The sequence below is a fragment of the Streptomyces sp. NPDC037203 genome, from assembly GCF_055605065.1.
In genome coordinates this window covers 202,325-219,603 of the sequence record NZ_JBVJUC010000006.1, presented here as the reverse complement: position 1 = coordinate 219,603, position 17,279 = coordinate 202,325, and the positions used below count along the sequence as shown (strand labels likewise).

Here is a 17,279-nt window from a genome sequence, read left to right as displayed (position 1 = left end):
CTTGGCCGCCGCCCGGCCCTCGCCGTCCCCTCGCGGCGGATCGACGCACACCAGCGTGTTCAGCCGGGCACGGATCGTCAATGCCGGGGCGCTGGTTCAGGACACGCGGCCGATTCACGACGCCCGCGCACGGAGGCATCCCCCGGCGCACCGCGACACCCCGAGTCAGACCGCTTCGAAGGCGAAATCCTCGTACGTGGACGGACCACCGCCGTACGCCACCGCCGCGTTCCCCTCGCGGCGCGCGCCGCCGTCCACCTCACACCAGATGCTCTTGCCGGCGCCCTCGCGACTCCAGCCCCAGCGGTCGGCGAGGCAGTCGACCAGGGCCAGGCCCCGGCCACCGGTGGCGTCACTGCCGACGCAGCGCGGCACGGGGGCGCGGGAGCAGGTGTCGGTCACCTCCACCCGCACCGTGGGCGAGGGGGCGGCCGCGGCCCGCGTGCCCGGCAGGGAGAGCCGCAGGACCGCAGGGCGGCCGGTGTGCACCACGGCGTTGGTCACCAGTTCGGAGACGAGCAGGACCAGCGTCTCGGCCACCGGCTCGTCGGCCGCTATACCCAGCCCGTCGAGCCGCGAACGGGCCCACTTCCTCGCGCGCCCCACCTCCGCGGGGTCGGGCCGGATCTCCAGCTGCACTTGAAGCACCTGCACCGCTCACACCATCCGAACCGGCAGAACCGCGACCCCGCGCCACCGAACCGCCCCGGCGCGAGCCGTGGCGACGATCACGAGGGCCACGATCGTGGCCATTTCCTGCATGGTCTGGACAACAGCCAGAGCAAGGGTCACGGAACGTGATCTCCTTGCCTCACAGCATGGTTGACGTACAGTCACCCCAACAAGCGCTTCGGGCATATTCCCTCGCGAAGGAGTACGCGTAGGGCATACTGTGCGACGCTTGCGCCGGGGAGTCGAACAGACGGGGGCGTCAGCCCGGTCCGCCCGGCGAGCAGCGGCGCGCACCGCATGTCCCGGCGCCGCCCCAGGGGCACCGCCGGCACCGCCCGCGCTCGCAGCCACTCGCATCCCACACAAGGTACCGGAGCGCCGCCCGACTCCGAGCCGTGACGAGCCTCGCGAAGGACACAACCCGATATCGACGCTCTGTGATTCCAGGACGCCACGATCCGCGACATCTTGGGCCATGGCTTCCGACCGGCACCGGTGGCCGGCCCCGGTCACATACGGCTCAGCGACGCCGTCGCGTACAGCACGTCCCTGATCGCCTCCCGGTCGCCGAGTTGGCCCGCCGCCGCTTCCTCCGGAAGGAGGTGACCGGCGGCCAGGTGGCAGAACTCGGTTGCGTCCAGGGCGACATGGGCGACCTCCAGCTCGGTGGAGGTCGTGGCGGACGGGGAGTCGAGGGGGATCAGCCAGTTGCCGCCGGAGGGGCCCTCGATCTCCAGGCGGAGGGTGCGGCCGGGAGAACCGGCGGCGGTCAGGTGGCGGGCGGAGCGGGGCGGGGTGGACAGCCCGGACCGGCGGCGGGCGGCCAGGGCGCCCGGAAGGAGGCGGACGGCCAGCTCGATCATCTTGTCGAGGTGGCGCGAGGCCGGTGGGCGGTAGGGATAGTCGACCGCGTCCGCGATGTCCTCCGCGTGCACCCAGCAGCCGAACGCGCGGTCCAGCATCGCGTCGTGCAGCGGGAGTTCGAAGCCGCCGTAGGGGACGGCGAACCCGTCCGCGGCGCCGCCGGTGAAGGACACCGTCCGCACCAGGGCGTGCGTCTGCTCGCGCCAGGGCGCGTGGACCGCGCGGGTCGGCGGGAACGGGGTGGACCGCCAGCAGGCTTCCGTGCGGGCCGCCGGGCCGATCGCCCCGGTCGCGTTCCCGAGCGGATCGTCCAGGCCGAGCGCCGCCGCGATCAGGCCGTCCACGGCCAGCAGATGCGCGATCACCCCGGCGACGGTCGTACGGCGGCTCGTCTGGACGTCGCCCTCGAACCACCGCAGCCGCACCGGGGCGTGCCACTCCGCGTCCCCGAAGTCCTGGAGCAGCGCGTCCAGGCGGGCGGTCTCCGCGTCGTACGGCGCGGCCCAGTCCGGGACCGGGATGCGCGGCGGCCGGCGGTCCAGGCAGGCGTCGAGGACGCGGGTGCGCAGCGCCGGGTCCAGGTCGAGGGTCTCGGGCTGGTGCAGCAGGCCGACCGCCTCGCGCAGCCGGCGGGCCTCGTCGGCGCAGCCGCCGCAGCCGCCCAGGTGGTGCTCCACCGCCTCCGTCTCCGCCGCCGAACACGCGGCCAGCGCCCACGCGCCGAGCAGCGACTTCAGCACGTCGTGCGGCAGGTCGAGCGGCACGGACGTCTCCTCGCCCCGGCCGGCCGGCTCGGGCAGCGGATCTCCGCCGTCCTCCACCGGGACGCGGGGCGCCGGTATCCGCCGCTCACGGGGTTCGCCGTACTCCGCCCGGAACTCCTCCGCCCCGCTCATGCCGCGCCTCCGTAGCCCGGCGGGGTCCCGGCGTCGTGGGCGGTGGACAGCAGTTGCAGGCCGAGCCGGAGCCGGCGGCGGGCCTCGTCCTCGGTGACGCCCAGGTCGGCGGCCGTCTGGCGGTAGTCGCGGCGCTGGAAGTACGCCAGTTCGAGCGCGCGGCGCAGCGGCACCGGCATGGAGTGCACGATGTAGTCGGCGCGGGCGGCCACGGAGGCGCGGCGCACCTTGCTCTCCAGGTCCTCCTCGCCGCACAGCACACTCTCGATGCCGTCCCGGTCCCGCTCCTCCCGGTCCCGCAGGCGCTGGACGGCCACCCGGTGCGTCACCGCCGCGATCCAGGTGCGCAGCGGGCCCTGCTTCGGGTCGTACGTCTCGGGGTGCTCCCAGATGTGCGCGAAGACCTCGCGGGTGACGGCGTCGGCGGCCTTCTCCTCGCCGAGGACGCGGTGGGCCAGGCTGTGCACCAGGGAGGCGAACCGGTCGTACGCCTCGCCCAGGGCGGCCGCCTCACCGCGGGCGAGCCGCTGCTGCATCTTGCGGTCCCAGCGCGGTGGCGCGTCCTGCTTGGCCATGGGGTCCCCTCCCCTCGCCCGTCGTCCGGCCCGCCGGTGTCCGTGCGACCGTTGTCCCGAATGTAGTCGGCGGGGCCGACAGGGCACCTCTCTTTGTGTCAAAGCGCGACGCGGCAGCGCCGCAGGTGATAGTGCCCTCTTCACACTTTCCCCACAGACGCTACGTGTATATCTGATCGAAGCGGATCGATAGTGACTGAAACAAGCCCCTAAAAGATCATGTGCGGTTTGCCGCATCGAGTTTCAGGGAAACGCGGCTGGGCAGCCGCGCGGAATGAAACGTAGGAACGGCTTCCGGTTCCGGGCGGTTCCGGGAGAACCCGCGAGCGGAGGGGCTGGGCCGTGGCATTCAATGTGACCGGCGTCGAAAGAAACGACTGGGCCGTGCTCCAAGTGCGCGGCGAGCTGGACCTCATGACCTCGCCGGTCCTGCGCCAGCACGTGCACGACGTCGTGGCCGAGGGCCACCACAGCCTCGTCGTGGACCTCTCCGACGTCTTCTTCTGCGACTCCAGCGGCGTCGGCGTGCTCATCGCCGCCCGCCGGCTGATCCGCTCCTGCCAGGGGCAGCTGCGGCTGATCCTGCCCGACCGGGGCGCCGACGACGGCTCGCACGTCAACCGGGTACTGGGCGCGCTCGGCGTGCGCCGCCTCTTCGACTGCCACCCGGATCTCGACACCGCCACCACAGAGGAAGCGGGCCCCCTGTCGGCCTGAGCCGGGCACGCGCCGTACTTTGCGACAAGACGACACTCTTGTCGCGGAATTCCCCCGGTCTTGGCACAACCATCGGTTTTCCGTCACTTTGCCGTCACCCAGGCCGTACGCTCCGTGCGAGTAACGCGAGATCCGCGGCAGCCGCGAGATCGCCCCCCACGCACAGGTAAAGGCGGCCCGAACAGACATGGTCAGCACCGAGTACGAGCGCAGGATCGCCGCCCGGTTCGCCACCTTCGACCAGGACGGCAACGGATTCATCGCCCGCGAGGACTTCAACTCGGTGGCCAAGGCGCTGCTCGCCGAGTTCGCCGTGGCCGCGCGCTCCGACAAGGGACAGGCGCTGTACGCCGGCGCCGAGGCGTTCTGGCAGGGCATGGCCGGGATCGCGGACCGCGACGGCGATCAGCGCATCACCCGCGAGGAGTTCGTCGGCGGCGCGGTCAAGCGGCTGCGCGACACCCCCGACCGGTTCGCCGAGATCGCCCGCCCCTTCCTGCACGCGGCGCTGGCCGTCGCGGACGCCGACGGCGACGGCCGGGTCACCGTCGGGGACGCCACGCGGCTGCTGCGGGTGTGCCAGGTGCCCCGCGAGATCGCCGGGACCGTCGCCGCGGCCCTGGACGCCGACGGGGACGGGGAGATCGACGAGCGGGATGTCGTACCCGCGTTCGCGCGCTACTTCACCATCGCCGAGCGGTGAGACACCGGGCGGCCAGGGCAAGCGGTCAGGCGAAGACCACCGTGCGGCGCCCGTTCAGCAGGATCCGGCGCTCCGCGTGCCACTTCACCGCGCGCGCGAGCGCCTGGCACTCCACGTCCCGGCCGATCGCCACCAGCTGGTCCGGGGTCACGTCGTGCCCGACCCGCTCGACCTCCTGCTCGATGATCGGCCCCTCGTCCAGGTCGGCCGTCACGTAGTGCGCCGTGGCGCCGATCAGCTTGACGCCGCGGGCGTGCGCCTGGTGGTACGGCTTGGCGCCCTTGAAGCTCGGCAGGAAGGAGTGGTGGATGTTGATGATCCGGCCGCTGAGCTGCTTGCACAGGTCGTCCGAGAGCACCTGCATGTAGCGCGCGAGCACCACCAGCTCGACCCGCTCCTCGCGGACGAGGTCGAGCAGCTTGCCCTCGCTCTCCGCCTTGGTGTCCTTGGTGACCGGAATGTGGTGGAACGGGACGTTGTAGGAGCCGACCAGCTCAGCGAACTCCGTGTGGTTGGACACCACGCCGGCGATCTCCACCGGCAGCGCGCCGATCCGGGCCCGGAACAGCAGGTCGTTCAGGCAGTGCCCGAACTTGCTGACCATCAGCAGGACGCGCATCTTCGCGTCGGCCCGGTTGATCTGCCAGTCCATGCGGAAGGAATCGCCGATCGCGGCGAAGCTGGCGCGCAGCTTGTCCACGGTGACCGGCTCCTCCGCCGTGAAGTGGACACGCATGAAGAACAGACCCGTGTCGTGGTCGCCGAACTGCTGGCTGTCCTCGATGTTGCAGCCGGTCATGAAGAGGTAACTGGACACGGCGTGCACGATCCCCTTCTTGTCCGGGCAGGACAGGGTGAGGACGTACTGGTCGGCCGGGGCGGCGGCGGGCGTGGACTGCTCGTTCATGCAACTCAGGGTCCCATACGCGGCCCCGGTGACGGGCCGCCGTCCGCTACGCGGACCGGGTCAGGATGCGCAGCACTTCCAGGCTCCTGGGCGGCGTGTCCGGCTCCTCGCCGTCGCTGGCCGCCATCCGCACATGCGCGTCCCGCGCCGCGCGCACGGCCTCCGGCCAGCCCGGATGGTCGACGTAGGCGGAGACCGGAGCGTCCGGACCGACCTGGTGCATGATCCGCAGCACCCGCAGCACCGCGGTGTCGACGAGCGCCGCCTCCTGCGAGTCGCGGAAGATGGTGCCGACGTATTTCTCCGCGGACCAGTTGTCCAGCCAGGTGTCCTCCACCAGCCGGTACACGGCGTCGGTGACGTCGCCGTAGCCGTCGACGCCGGCCAGCCAGACGTCCCGCTGGAAGACGGGGTCGGAAAGCATGTGCAGAGCCGACCGCACCTGTGTGCGCCAGCGCCACCACGGCATGTCGTTCAGAGGCATGCCGCCCATGGTGGAGGAGCGACGGCCGCGACGGGAAGAGTTCTCCGAACCTTGCACGGTCACCGATCGTACGTTCATCGGTCCGCGCGCCGCACCGGCCCCCGCAATTCACCCATGCGTCACCTTCCGTCGGCCGTGGATCACTCGCGGGTTCGCGGTGTGAGGGAATCGTGCGGGACCATGACCGGCAGGCCCCGCACCACCAGCACGTCCCCCCTTCCCTCCGCCGCCCGCCCCGGCAGGGCGCGTGCCCTGTCCCTGGGCGCGCTGGCCGTGTGCGCCGCGCTCACCGCCGGCTGCGGGGTCCTCCCGTCCGTCACGGGCTCCGCGGACACCGTCAAGGTCATGACCTGGGCCCCGCAGGACACCGACGCCACCAACAAGCCGGGCATGCCCGCGATGGCCCTCGCCTACGCCAAGTGGATCAACTCCCGAGGCGGCATCGGCGGCCACAAGCTCCAGGTCCTGACCTGCAACGACCACAACGACAGCGTGGACGCCGCCGGCTGCGCCCGGCGCGCGGCCGACGAGGGCGTGGTCGCCGTCGTCGGTTCCTACAGCCAGTTCGGCGACTCCTTCCTCGCCCCGCTGGAGAGCGCCGGCATCCCCTACATCGGGGGCTACGGCGTCACCACCGACGAGTTCACCGGGATGATGTCCTACCCGGTCAACGGCGGCCAGCCCGCGCTGCTCGCCGGTCTCGGCAGGGCGCTCGCGGCGAGCTGCGGCCCGGTCTCGCTGGTCCGCCCCGACAGCATCGCGGGCGACGAGCTGCCCGCCGTGCTCGACTCCGGGCTGAAGGCGGGCGGGCACCCCGCGGCGCGGGACCAGCTCGTGGCGGAGGACCTCACCGAGTACGGCACGCCGTCCGGCAGGGCGCTGCGGTACGCGGCCGGCGACGCGCCGAGGAAGGGGTGCGTGGTGCCCGCGCTCGGCGACCGCACGGACACCTTCATGGACTCCTTCCGGCGCGAGCGCGCGGACTACCCGGCGGTGCGGCTCGGCACGGTGCTGGGCAGCGTCGACCAGACGATGATCAACGCGACCGGCGGCGCGTCCGGGCCGTACGAGGGGGCCTACGTCACCGGCTGGTACCCGCCCGCGAGCGACGCCCGCTGGACGCGGATGAAGCAGGTGATCAGCGAAGAGGCGTTCGGCGACAACCGCATCGACCCCGCGGACGCCGGGGTGCAGACCACCTGGATCGCCTACACCGTGCTGAAGGCCGTCCTGGAGAAGATCGGCGGCGGCACGGTGAGCGCCGACTCCGTGCGCAAGACGCTGGACGGCGGCCTCGCGGTCTCCACCGGGGGTCTCACCCCCACGCTGCGCTGGCCCTACGAGGGCAGGCTGGCCTCGGTCGGCTTCCCGCGGATGGTGAACGCCGACGTCACCCTCCAGGTGGTGCGGGACGGCGAGCTGGTCGCGCCCCGCGAGGGCATCGGCGGGATCGACGGCACCACCGACATGACCGGCACCCTGGAGAACGCGGACGTGGAGTAGGGCCCCGCGTCCGCGTCCTCACGGGCCGGGACCGTCAGAGCTGGGTGGGCTGGCGCTGGGTCAGGCCGTACTTGGCGGCGATGGCGTTCCACAGCTCCGCCGCCTTGGCCTTCTGCTGGCTCGCGGTGCCGCTCTCGCGGTTGCCGGCCTGCGCCTCCCCGGTGCCCTTGGCGTGCCCCTTGTGGCAGGTCTTCCTGCCGCCGGCCTTGATCTGGTCGGCCCACGCCGCGTAGTGGTTGTCGGCCGCGGCCGAGGCCTGCCACGCCTTGGTCAGGGCGGCCGTCAGAGCCGCGTTGTCCGGCAGCCTGCCCACGTTCAGCTTGCCGAGCCGGGTGACCAGCTGGCTGCGCTGCCCGGCCGCGCTGCGCAGATTGGTGGCGGCGCCGTCGAGGCTCGCGCACTGCTTGACGTCGGCCACCGACTTGATCACCGTGGCGCGGCTGCTGCCGCTGTCGGCGAGCAGCTTGTCCAGCTCGACCGCCTGGGCGCGCGCCGGATCGGCGGCGGGCCCGGAGCTCTGCGGGGCCGCGGAGGTGGCGGCCACCGTCTTGTTGCCGTCCGTGCTGCCCGAGGAGCCGCCGCTCTTGCTGAGCAGCGCGCCCGCGCCCACGCCGAGCACCACGATGCCGACGCCGACGGCCGCGATCATGGGCACCTTCGACGGACGGCGCCGGGGCCGCTCGTCCTCGCCGTCGTCGTGGCGGGTGTACGGGGACGGAGGGCCGTCGTACGAGGGCTGGTAGGCGCCCGGCTGCTCGACGCGCGGGAACTGCGCGGTGGAGCCGGCCGGGGCCTCGGGGCCGGCCGGACCGCCCCGGAAGAGGTTGTCGAACTCGGCGGGCGGCTGCCGGTCCCCGCCCTGCCCCTGCGCCGGGTTCTGGTTCTGGGCCTGGTACGGCGGGATGTACTGCGTGGCCTCGGTGTCGGGCGAGGCGGGCGGGGGCGGGGTCCGGCGGTCGGCCCCGAGGTAGCGGGTCTCCTCGCCGGGCGACTCGGGCGGCAGCGCCCCGGCGGTCACCGGCGGTATGTACTGGGTGGCGCCCTCGTCGGCGGGGGCGGCGGAGACCGGCGGCAGATAGTGGGTGGCGTCGTCCGCGGCCGGGGGCAGCGGGGCGGCCTGGCCGGGGGCCGGGTACTGCGGCTGCTGGGGCTGGTGACCCTGGTGCTGCTGGGGCTGGTGGCCCTGCTGCTGGTACGGGTCCCGTGCGCCGTAGCCCTGCGGCTGACCGCCGTACGACGCCTGCTGCTGTCCCCCGTACGACGGGGCCGGGGCGCCCTCCGGGGGCAGCGGGCCGGCGCCGGCCGGGGGCTGGTGGCCGCCCTGGTCGCCCCACTGCGGGGCGGGCGCCGGGGGCCAGCCCTGGTCCTGCGCTCCGTGCTGCGGCGCCTGCTGTCCGGGCCCCCAGGACCCGCCCCAGGCCTGGCCGCCGGCGGGCGTGGCGGTCATGCCCGGCAGCAGGGGCTCTCCTCCGTCGGAGGGCAGCACGATGCCTTCGTGCGCGGGCTGCGCCGAGTGCTCCTCGCCCTGTCCACTCTGCGTCACCGGGACTCCTACCAATGGGGGACCTTGTGAATCGTCGGGCCACGCTACCGGGTCCCCGGAGCCCCTTGCCACGCACCTCGGCCCGCGGCCCGCCCGCCCCCGGCGGCAGTAACACAACGGCCCCGCGCAACGCTGTACATGGCACCGATCGCCCCACCGGGTGGTGTTCGCCACATGTTCACGTGTGCGCGGGGCCGGTGTTCACGCGGCCTGCTGGAGATCCAGACGCGCCCCGAACTCCCGTACCACCGCCTCGTCCCGGAACGGTTCGAGCCGTTGCTGGAGGTCCTCCAGATACTCCGCGCCCCGGTTGGAGCGCAGCGTCTCCAGCAGTTCCACCGCCTTCATGCCGGTGGCGCAGGCTTGTTCGACCTCGCGCTGCTGCACCTGGGCGGTGGCGAGCAGCACATAGCCGATCGCGCGCCGCCGGGCGCGGGACTCGGGGTGCCCGGCGAGGGACTGCTCGGCATAGCGCGCGGACTGCTCGGGCTGGCCGAGATCGCGGTGGCAGTGCGCCAACTCGTCGGCCAGGTAGGCCCCGTCGAAGTGCCGGATCCACACCGGGTCGTCCCCGGAGTCCTCGTCGCACTGCTCCATCGCGGAGACCGCCCGCGCGGTCGCGGCGCCCGCCGCGCGCGCGTCGCCGAGCAGTGCGTGCCCGCGCGCCTCGGCCGCGTGGAACATCGCCTCCACGCGGGGGGTCGCATGGCCGCGTGCGCCCTCCTGCGCGGCGCGCGCCAACTGCGCGATCTCGCGCGGGTTCCCGAGCTGTGCGGCGAGATGGCTCATGGACGCGGCCAGGACATATCCGCCGTAGCCGCGGTCCCCGGCGGCCTGGGCGAGGCGCAGCGACTGGATGTAGTAGCGCTGGGCCAGACCGGGTTGGCCGGTGTCCACGGCCATGTATCCGGCCAGCTCCGTCAACCGGGCCACGGCGGCGAAGAGTTCCCGCCCGGTCGACTCGCGGTACGAGCCCGCGAGCAGTCCGGAGACGACGCTGTTGAGGTAGTGCACCAGGACCGGGCGCACATGGCCGCTGCCGAACTGGTGGTCCAGATCGGTGAGCGCCTGGGTCATGGACCGCACGGCCGCCACGTCGGACTGGCCCACGCGCGGGCCCGCCTGCCGGGCCACCTGGGCGTCGGGCGCGGAGATCAGCCAGTCGCGGCTGGGCTCGACCAGCGCGGACGCGGCGACCGAGGAGCCGGAGAGGAAGTCCCGGCGCCCCACGTCGCTGCGCCACAGTTCGCAGACCTGCTCGATGGCCCCCAGTACCGTCGGCGAGAACTGGAGACCGACCCCGGAGGCGAGGTTCTTGCCGTTGGCCATGCCGATCTCGTCGATCGTGACCGTGCGCCCCAGCTTGCGGCCGAGGGCCTCCGCGATGATCGCCGGGGCCCGGCCCCGCGGCTGCTGGCCGCGCAGCCAGCGGGCCACGGACGTCTTGTCGTAGCGCAGATCGAGGCCGTGTTCGGCGCCGCACATGTTGACCCGCCGGGCAAGGCCGGCGTTGGAGCACCCCGCTTCCTGGATGAGTGCCTGCAGCCTTTCGTTCGGCTGCCTCGCGACGAGCGGCCGTGCGGCCATGTACCTACCCCCTGCGAACCCCTGGAGCGTGACCTTTCGGGAAGATCAGTGCCCAGCTGACATACCGTCAATGCGTGACATGTGCGGTTTGCCGGGTACCGGCGGATGCCAACCCCCCTCCTGGTTACCCAACTCACTCCCCGCCTCCTCCCGCGCGCCCCCACCGGTGCGCCCATGCGCCCCACGCGGGCCGTCGATGCTCCTCCCCCGGCGGGGCAAGGGCCGTAACTCCCGGTGGGTGCGGGAGTTGAGTGGAGCGTGGAAGAGACGATCGCGGCCACCGAAGACAGTCAGATTGCCGGGCAGATTCCGCAGCAGCGCGGGGAATCACCGCAGGAAACCGCCGTGCGCTACGCCGAGGAGCGGCACTGGGACGTGTTTCCGGGGACCTGGCTGGAAACCGTCCGCGGCATGCCGCGCTGCTCGTGCGGCGAGGGCTCCTGCCCCGCGCCGGGTGCGCATCCCGCGCGCCCCGACTGGGCGACCCAGGCGACGGGGAGCGCGACGGTGGTACGGCGGCTGTGGCAGAAGCAGCCGACGGCGGCGGTGCTGCTGCCGACGGGGCGCACGTTCGACGCGCTGTCCGTCCCGGAGACCGCGGGGTTCCTGGCGCTGGCCCGCCTGGAGCGGATGACGCTCACGCTCGGGCCGGTCGCGCTCTCTCCCGACCGGCGCATGCAGTTCTTCGTGCTGCCGGGGGGTTCGCTCAAGGTGCCGGAGCTGGTGCGGAAACTGGGCTGGGTGCCGGCGTCGCTGGACCTGGTGGCGCTGGGCGAGGGGGCGTACGTGGCGGCGCCGCCCACGCGGTTCGGGGGGCGGGGGGCGGTGCAGTGGGCGCGGCGGCCGACGCCGGCGAACCGGTGGCTGCCGGATGTGGAGGAGTTGATCTCGGCCCTCGCGTATGCCTGCGGCAGGGATCGGTAGCGGCTCGCCTCCTCGTCCGCCGGGTCGCGGACCGGTCGCGGACGCGGGTGCGTCGTGGTTGTCCGCGCGGTTCCCCGCGCCCCTTCGGGAGCGCGTCGATGCCGCCGTAGGCTTCCTCGCATGACCAATACCGCAGTGTGTATACGGGGGCTCTGGAAGCGGTTCGGGGAGCAGGTGGCCGTCGGAGGGATCGACCTGGAGCTGCCCGCGGGGAAGTTCATCGGGCTGGTGGGGCCGAACGGGGCGGGGAAGACGACGACCCTGTCCATGGTGACCGGGCTGCTGCGGCCGGACGAGGGCACCGTGGAGGTCGTCGGGCACGACGTGTGGCGGGACCCGGTGGCCGTGAAGACGCGGATCGGGGTGCTGCCCGAGGGACTGCGGCTGTTCGAACGGCTGTCGGGGCGGGAACTCCTCGGCTACAGCGGGCGGTTGCGCGGGCTGCCGGGGGACGAGGTGGACAAGCGGGCCACCCAGCTGCTGGACGTGCTCGACCTGGCCGGCTCCCAGCACAAGCTGGTCGTCGACTACTCGACCGGCATGCGCAAGAAGATCGGGCTCGCCGCGGCCCTGCTGCACAACCCCGAAGTGCTGTTCCTGGACGAGCCGTTCGAGGGTGTGGACCCGGTGTCCGCGCAGACCATCCGGGGCGTCCTGGAGCGGTACACGGCGTCCGGGGCGACGGTCGTCTTCTCCTCCCATGTCATGGAGCTGGTCGAGTCGCTGTGCGACTGGGTCGCGGTGATGGCCGCCGGCCGCATCCGGGCCGCGGGACCGCTCGCCGAGGTGCGCGGCGGACATCCCACGCTCCAGGACGCGTTCCTGGAGCTGGTGGGGGCGAACGGCCGCGACGCCGGCTCCGATCTGGACTGGCTGGGCGGCGGGGCGGCCCGATGACGAATCTCACCGGCACCGTCGTCCGTCTGAAGCTGTCGCTGCTGCGGGGCGGGCTGCGGCAGTCGCGGGGGCGGCGGGACGCGTTCATCGTCTCCAGCGTCCTCGCGCTGCTGTTCGCGCTCGCGCAGCTGCCGGGCATGGTGCTGCTCAGCCGGCAGCCGCACGGCGAGGTGGTCTCCGTGACCGCCACGGCCCTTCTGGCGCTGGGCTGGGCCTTCCTGCCGCTGTTCTTCCCGACCGGCGACGAGACGCTTGATCCGACCCGCCTGGTGATGCTGCCGTTGCGGCCCCTGCCGCTGATGCGCGCGCTGCTGGTGTCCTCCCTGGTCGGCGTCGGGCCGCTGGTCACCCTGCTGTTGCTGCTGGGCTGCGTGCTGGTGCCGGCGCGGGGCGCGGCGGGCTGGCTCACCGCGGTCGTCGCCCTCGCGCTCGCGCTGCTGGTGTGCGTGGCGCTCGCACGGACGGTGGCCGCCGCCAACGTACGGCTGCTCACCAGCCGCAAGGGCCGCGATCTGGCCGTGCTCAGCGGACTGGTGATCGCGATCGGCACCCAGCTGTTCAACTTCGGTGTGCGGCGCCTCAGTTCGGGCGGGCTCGGGCAGCTGCGGCCGGTCGCGGACGTGCTGTCCTGGGTCCCGCCCGCGTCGGCGGTGGCGGCGGTGCACTCGGCGAGCGAGGGGGCGTACGGCAGCGCGCTCGCCCGGCTCGCCCTCACGGCGGCCGCCTTGGCGGCGCTGCTCGTCGTCTGGGCGCGGAGCATGACCAAGCTGATGACCATGCCGGACGGGTCCACGCTCCAGGCGGCCGGTACCGGACGCGCGGAGCGCCGGCGCACGGGCGGGCTCGCGCGGCTGCTGCCGGCCGGGCGCACCGGCGCGGTCATGGAGCGCACCCTGCGCTACATGTGGCGGGATCCGAAGACCAAGGCCGGCTGGGTGACCTCGCTGGCGGTCGGGCTGCTCATCCCGGTGTTCTACGCGCTCCAGCACATCGGGTCGGTGTACTTCGGGTGCTTCGCCGCCGGGCTGCTCGGCCTCCAGATGTACAACCAGTTCGGGCAGGACACCTCCGCGTTCTGGATGGTGGCCCTGACCATCTCCTCGCCGCGCGACGCATACGAGGAGCTGCGCGGCCGGGTCCTCGCGCTGCTGCTGATCACCCTCCCCTACGCCACGCTCGTCACGGTGCTGACCGTCGCCCTGATGGACGCCTGGACCAGGCTGCCGCAGGTCCTCGGGCTGTCCCTGGCGCTGCTCGGGGCGATGCTGGCGGCCGGGGCGTGGGCGTCGGCGCGGTACCCGTACTCCGTCCCGCAGGAGGCCATGAAGAACGTCAGCCCCGGACAGGCCGGCCTCGCCTGGGCCGGCCTCTTCGGCGGGATGCTCGCCGCCGCCGTCCTGTGCGCCCCCTTCATCGCGCTCACCGTCTGGGTGGGCCGGGGCGCGGGCGGCACCGGCGCCGCCTGGCTGCTGCTGCCCGTCGGGGCCGGGTACGGCGCCGGGCTCGCGCTGCTCGGGCTGCGCCTCGCGGCCCCGCGGGCGGCGGGACGGCTGCCGGAGATCCTGGCGGCGGTCAGCAAGGGGTGAGCTGCGGATGTACGCGTGAGGACGACCCCCTCACTGCGAACAGGGGTTCGAAAATACTGCCCCTGCGGACAACACCCCTCATTCGAGTGACACCGCGTCAGGAATGATCGCCGTCCCGGAGGGGATCTTTCTGGCAGGAGGCGGACCGCTCGGGGAAAAACGGTCCGAGGGGAACTGACCCTGAGAGCTCGGGGCTCCGGGTCAGCACAGGGGAGGACAGGCCCCGGCGCCGCATGGCGCCGGGGCCCTCCGCCGTCTCAGGGGCCCGCTGTCCTTCCGGGGCCCGGCGCCATCCGGCGCTCAGCGCTTGGCGACGAACACATGGGAGGCGACGTCGGCCGCCAGCTCGGCCGCCTCGCCGCCGCTGCCGACCAGCACCCCACCCGGCGACTCGGTCACGCTCACCACGGATCCGGGCTGCACACCGGCCCGGCGCAGGGTGTACATCAGCTGCGCGTCCATCTGGATGGGCTCGCCGATGCGGCGTACGACGACCGTCTTGCCGTCGCTGCCCGCGTCCAGGTCGGCGAGCGAGACCATGCCCTCGTCCAGGAACGGATCGGCGCCGTCCTTCTCGCCCAGTTCCTCCAGGCCGGGGATCGGATTGCCGTACGGCGATTCGGTCGGGTGCCGCAGCAGCTCCAGGACGCGGCGCTCGACGGCCTCGCTCATCACGTGCTCCCAGCGGCAGGCCTCCGCGTGCACCTGCTCCCACTCCAGGCCGATCACGTCGACCAGCAGGCACTCGGCGAGGCGGTGCTTGCGCATCACACGGGTGGCGAGCCTGCGACCCTCGTCGGTCAGCTCCAGATGGCGGTCACTGGCCACCGAGACCAGTCCGTCGCGCTCCATCCGCGCCACCGTCTGGCTCACCGTCGGCCCGCTCTGGTCCAGCCGCTCCGCGATCCGGGCGCGCATGGGGACGACGCCTTCCTCCTCCAGTTCGAGGATGGTGCGGAGATACATCTCCGTGGTGTCGATCAGTCCGGACATACGTGCCCCTCGATTACCTCTGCCGGCACCCGGCGCCTGCGCCGGCCTCCACTCAATTCTGCCGGATGCCACCGACAACCGGGCGTCAGCGGGGGGAACGGGGCGGGTTCCACAAGCGCGGGCGGGTCCGGGCGCCGGAACGGGCGGCGGCCGTATTGACACCGCACTGGTCCGGACCGCACCGTGATCCGCGACACAGACGCTGCGAAGGGGCACCGCATGAGCGACGGCACGCCTGCCGACCTGTTCTTCGACGCCGCCATCAACCTGCTGCGACGGCTCGGGGAGGAGGAGGCGGAGGCGATCGAGTCCGCCGGCACCCTCCTCGCCGACACCGTCGAAAGAGGCGGCCGCCTGTTCGCCTTCGGCGCCGGTCACTCCTCGCTCGCCGCCCAGGACGTCGTCTACCGGGCCGGCGGCCTCGCCCTGATGAACCTGCTCGCCGTCCCCGGCGTGGTGGGCGTGGACGTCATCCCCGCCACCCTCGGCTCCGCGCTCGAACGCGTCGACGGGCTGGCGAGCGCCGTCCTCGGCACCTCGCCGCTGCGCTCCGGCGACGCCCTGGTGATCATCTCCCTGTCGGGGCGCAACGCGCTGCCCGTGGAGATGGCCCAGCGCGCCCGCGCCCTCGGCATCACGGTGATCGGCGTGACCTCGGTGGCGTACGCGGCGCAGACCACGTCCCGGCACTCCTCCGGCACCTTCCTGAAGGACCACTGCGACCTGGTCCTCGACTCGAAGATCGCGGTCGGCGACGCGGAGCTCACCCTCGACACCATCCCGGCGCCCTTCGCCCCCGCCTCCACCGTGGTCACCACGGCGCTGATGCAGGCCGTCCTGGCCACCACCGCCGCCGCCCTCGCCGACCGCGGCATCGAGCCCCCGCTGCTGCGCTCGGGCAACGTGGACGGCGGCCACGACTGGAACACCCGCGTGATGGACGAGTACGGCGACCGGATCTTCTACCGCCGCTGAGCGTCCCCGGCCGGGGCCGCCCCGCCGAGGTCCAGCGCCGCCGCTATCCGCAGCGCCACGTCCTCGGCGTACGACGCGTCGGAGCGCTCGAAGGGGGTGCGGGCGGCGCCGCGCAGGAAGGTCACCACGCCGAGGGTGCGGCCCCGGCTGCGCAGCACCGCGCACAGGGCGTGCACCGCGTCGCCGGGCCACTGCCGGCGCAGCGCCCACTCACGGGCCAGCTCGGGCGGCACCGACCCGGCCTCCGCGCGCACGCATCCGGTGCGCTCCACGCAGCTCAGCGCCGGATGCCCCGGCTCGTAGCGCACGGGCAGCCCGGCGGCCCCGGTGAGCACGCTCGGACCCGGCGCTCCGGCGGGCGTGGCGGCGAGCCGTACCAGCCGTACCGCACCCGCCGGTCCCGCGCCCGGATCGCGCGGGGCGCTCGCGAGCCGGTCGATCAGGGCGTGGTCGGCGAAGCCGGCGAGGGCGTAGTCGAGGTGGACGGTGGCCGCCTCCAGCGGGTCCTCGCACTCGGCGGCGGCGCGTGCCGCGCGGTGCAGCTGCTTGGTGCGGAAGCGCAGCAGCGCGGCCTCCTGCTCACCCCGCTTGGCCTCGGTGACGTCCGTGAACAGCCAGCCGACCCCGAGCGGCACGGGCTCCTCGGCGAGCGGCGAGGAAAGCGGCAGGAAGGCGTTGCGCCAGCAGCGGCGCCGCTCGCCCTCGGCGGCGGTGCGCAGCGTCACCCACACCTCGGCGGGCGCGGGCGGCGCGCCCTCGGCGAGCACATGGGTCAGCGCGGCCTCCAGCTCCTCCACGCCCTGCGCGAGCAGGTCGCCGAGCGGACGCCCCAGCGCGGACGCGCGCCCGGCGCCGAGGGCCTTCGCGGCGTGCGTGTTGACGACGGCGGGGCGCAGGTCGGCGTCGACGAGGACGACGCCCCAGTCGGCGTCCTGGAACAGCGCCTCGCTCAGCGCGATGGACCGCTCCAGGTCGATCTGCGCGTGCACCTCGCTGAAGGCGCAGTAGACCCCGGCGGGCTCCCCGCCGGGCCCCCGTACGGCGGCGGACTGGGTACGCACGAGGACCCGGCCGCCGTCCTTGGTGAGCAGCGCGAACTCGTGCACCTGCCGTCCGTGGGCGCGCATCGCCGAGAGCAGCCGGGCCTGCACCTCGTCGGCGTCGGCGGTGCGCACGGCCCAGCCGGCGAACCCGCGCCGCCCGACCGCCTCCGCCGCGCTCCAGCCGAGGATCCGCTCGGCCTCGCGGTTCCAGTGGGTGACGACGCCGTCCGCGTCGAGGGCGCACAGCGCCGCGTCCATGCCGTCGAGCAGCGCGGCCAGCAGATCCGCGCCGCCGCACTCCCCCGATGCGCCGGGCTCGTCGGGCCCCAGCTCATCGGTGGTCCCACTCCGCCGGGAAGCACTCACCTGGACCCCCTGCACGCTGCGTCGGCGCACGTAAGGCGCCCGTT

17 protein-coding genes are annotated in these 17,279 nt (G+C 73.3%); 7 read left to right on the top strand and 10 right to left on the bottom strand.

The window, feature by feature from the left end; genetic code table 11:
• Positions 1 to 165 precede the first annotated feature (165 nt).
• The 4 genes from ACZ7EC_RS19310 to ACZ7EC_RS19295 form a co-directional block, all read right to left on the bottom strand.
• Positions 166 to 654, bottom strand: a complete 489-nt coding sequence (locus tag ACZ7EC_RS19310; protein ID WP_471064006.1) for an ATP-binding protein — start codon at positions 652 to 654, stop codon at positions 166 to 168.
• Between the two features lie 3 nt (positions 655 to 657).
• Entirely contained in the window at positions 658 to 792 is a 135-nt protein-coding gene (locus tag ACZ7EC_RS19305; RefSeq protein WP_471064004.1) for a hypothetical protein, read from the bottom strand.
• Between the two features lie 389 nt (positions 793 to 1,181).
• Complete coding sequence (locus tag ACZ7EC_RS19300) at positions 1,182 to 2,432, bottom strand: zf-HC2 domain-containing protein (protein WP_471064002.1); 1,251 nt, start codon at positions 2,430 to 2,432, stop codon at positions 1,182 to 1,184.
• Positions 2,429 to 3,007 (bottom strand): RNA polymerase sigma factor, encoded by a 579-nt coding sequence (locus ACZ7EC_RS19295; protein WP_471064000.1) that lies wholly within the window; start codon positions 3,005 to 3,007, stop codon positions 2,429 to 2,431. Before ACZ7EC_RS19295 ends, ACZ7EC_RS19300 begins: the two co-directional genes overlap by 4 nt.
• Before the next feature lie 342 nt (positions 3,008 to 3,349).
• On the opposite strand from ACZ7EC_RS19295, the gene ACZ7EC_RS19290 reads away from it, so the two are divergent.
• Together ACZ7EC_RS19290 and ACZ7EC_RS19285 are read left to right on the top strand one after the other, a co-directional pair.
• Entirely contained in the window at positions 3,350 to 3,724 is a 375-nt protein-coding gene (locus ACZ7EC_RS19290) for an STAS domain-containing protein (RefSeq protein ID WP_397985411.1), read from the top strand.
• A 187-nt stretch (positions 3,725 to 3,911) separates the two neighbouring features.
• Positions 3,912 to 4,427 carry an EF-hand domain-containing protein gene (locus ACZ7EC_RS19285; RefSeq protein WP_471063998.1) on the top strand — a complete coding sequence of 172 codons (516 nt, stop codon included), beginning with the start codon at positions 3,912 to 3,914 and terminating at the stop codon, positions 4,425 to 4,427.
• Between the two features lie 25 nt (positions 4,428 to 4,452).
• On the opposite strand, the gene purU is transcribed toward ACZ7EC_RS19285, so the two are convergent.
• Together purU and ACZ7EC_RS19275 are read right to left on the bottom strand one after the other, a co-directional pair.
• Positions 4,453 to 5,334: a formyltetrahydrofolate deformylase gene (gene purU / locus ACZ7EC_RS19280; RefSeq protein WP_471063996.1), complete on the bottom strand. Its 882-nt coding sequence runs from the start codon at positions 5,332 to 5,334 to the stop codon at positions 4,453 to 4,455.
• 46 nt (positions 5,335 to 5,380) lie between these two features.
• A complete protein-coding gene (locus tag ACZ7EC_RS19275; RefSeq protein WP_397985408.1) occupies positions 5,381 to 5,881 on the bottom strand; it encodes an SCO4402 family protein in 501 nt (166 codons plus the stop codon).
• Positions 5,882 to 5,998: 117 nt separating this feature from the next.
• Between ACZ7EC_RS19275 and ACZ7EC_RS19270 the strand changes: the two genes are divergently transcribed.
• Positions 5,999 to 7,321, top strand: a complete 1,323-nt coding sequence (locus tag ACZ7EC_RS19270) for an ABC transporter substrate-binding protein (RefSeq protein ID WP_471063994.1) — start codon at positions 5,999 to 6,001, stop codon at positions 7,319 to 7,321.
• A gap of 34 nt (positions 7,322 to 7,355) precedes the next feature.
• Here the strand turns inward: ACZ7EC_RS19270 and ACZ7EC_RS19265 are convergent, their stop codons facing one another.
• Positions 7,356 to 8,864, bottom strand: a complete 1,509-nt coding sequence (locus ACZ7EC_RS19265) for a hypothetical protein (RefSeq protein WP_471063992.1) — start codon at positions 8,862 to 8,864, stop codon at positions 7,356 to 7,358.
• Between the two features lie 201 nt (positions 8,865 to 9,065).
• Entirely contained in the window at positions 9,066 to 10,451 is a 1,386-nt protein-coding gene (locus ACZ7EC_RS19260) for a transcriptional regulator (RefSeq protein WP_471063990.1), read from the bottom strand.
• 258 nt (positions 10,452 to 10,709) lie between these two features.
• On the opposite strand from ACZ7EC_RS19260, the gene ACZ7EC_RS19255 reads away from it, so the two are divergent.
• The 3 genes from ACZ7EC_RS19255 to ACZ7EC_RS19245 all read left to right on the top strand — a co-directional run bounded on the left by ACZ7EC_RS19255 (position 10,710) and on the right by ACZ7EC_RS19245 (position 13,858).
• Positions 10,710 to 11,375 carry a bifunctional DNA primase/polymerase gene (locus ACZ7EC_RS19255; protein WP_471063988.1) on the top strand — a complete coding sequence of 222 codons (666 nt, stop codon included), beginning with the start codon at positions 10,710 to 10,712 and terminating at the stop codon, positions 11,373 to 11,375.
• A 120-nt stretch (positions 11,376 to 11,495) separates the two neighbouring features.
• The gene (locus tag ACZ7EC_RS19250; RefSeq protein WP_471063986.1) at positions 11,496 to 12,272 is read left to right on the top strand and encodes an ABC transporter ATP-binding protein; all 777 of its coding nucleotides are present in this window, start codon (positions 11,496 to 11,498) and stop codon (positions 12,270 to 12,272) included.
• Complete coding sequence (locus ACZ7EC_RS19245) at positions 12,269 to 13,858, top strand: transporter (protein WP_471063984.1); 1,590 nt, start codon at positions 12,269 to 12,271, stop codon at positions 13,856 to 13,858. Before ACZ7EC_RS19250 ends, ACZ7EC_RS19245 begins: the two co-directional genes overlap by 4 nt.
• Positions 13,859 to 14,158: 300 nt before the next feature.
• Here the strand turns inward: ACZ7EC_RS19245 and ACZ7EC_RS19240 are convergent, their stop codons facing one another.
• On the bottom strand, positions 14,159 to 14,851 hold the full coding sequence (locus ACZ7EC_RS19240; RefSeq protein WP_471063983.1) for a metal-dependent transcriptional regulator: 693 nt from the start codon (positions 14,849 to 14,851) through the stop codon (positions 14,159 to 14,161).
• Positions 14,852 to 15,070: 219 nt separating this feature from the next.
• On the opposite strand from ACZ7EC_RS19240, the gene ACZ7EC_RS19235 reads away from it, so the two are divergent.
• Positions 15,071 to 15,826, top strand: coding sequence for an SIS domain-containing protein (locus ACZ7EC_RS19235; protein ID WP_471063981.1), 756 nt, complete (start codon positions 15,071 to 15,073; stop codon positions 15,824 to 15,826).
• Here ACZ7EC_RS19235 and ACZ7EC_RS19230 read toward each other — a convergent pair.
• Positions 15,814 to 17,235 (bottom strand): PAS domain-containing protein, encoded by a 1,422-nt coding sequence (locus ACZ7EC_RS19230; RefSeq protein ID WP_471063979.1) that lies wholly within the window; start codon positions 17,233 to 17,235, stop codon positions 15,814 to 15,816. The two genes, ACZ7EC_RS19235 and ACZ7EC_RS19230, sit on opposite strands and share 13 nt — an antisense overlap.
• Positions 17,236 to 17,279 lie beyond the last annotated feature (44 nt).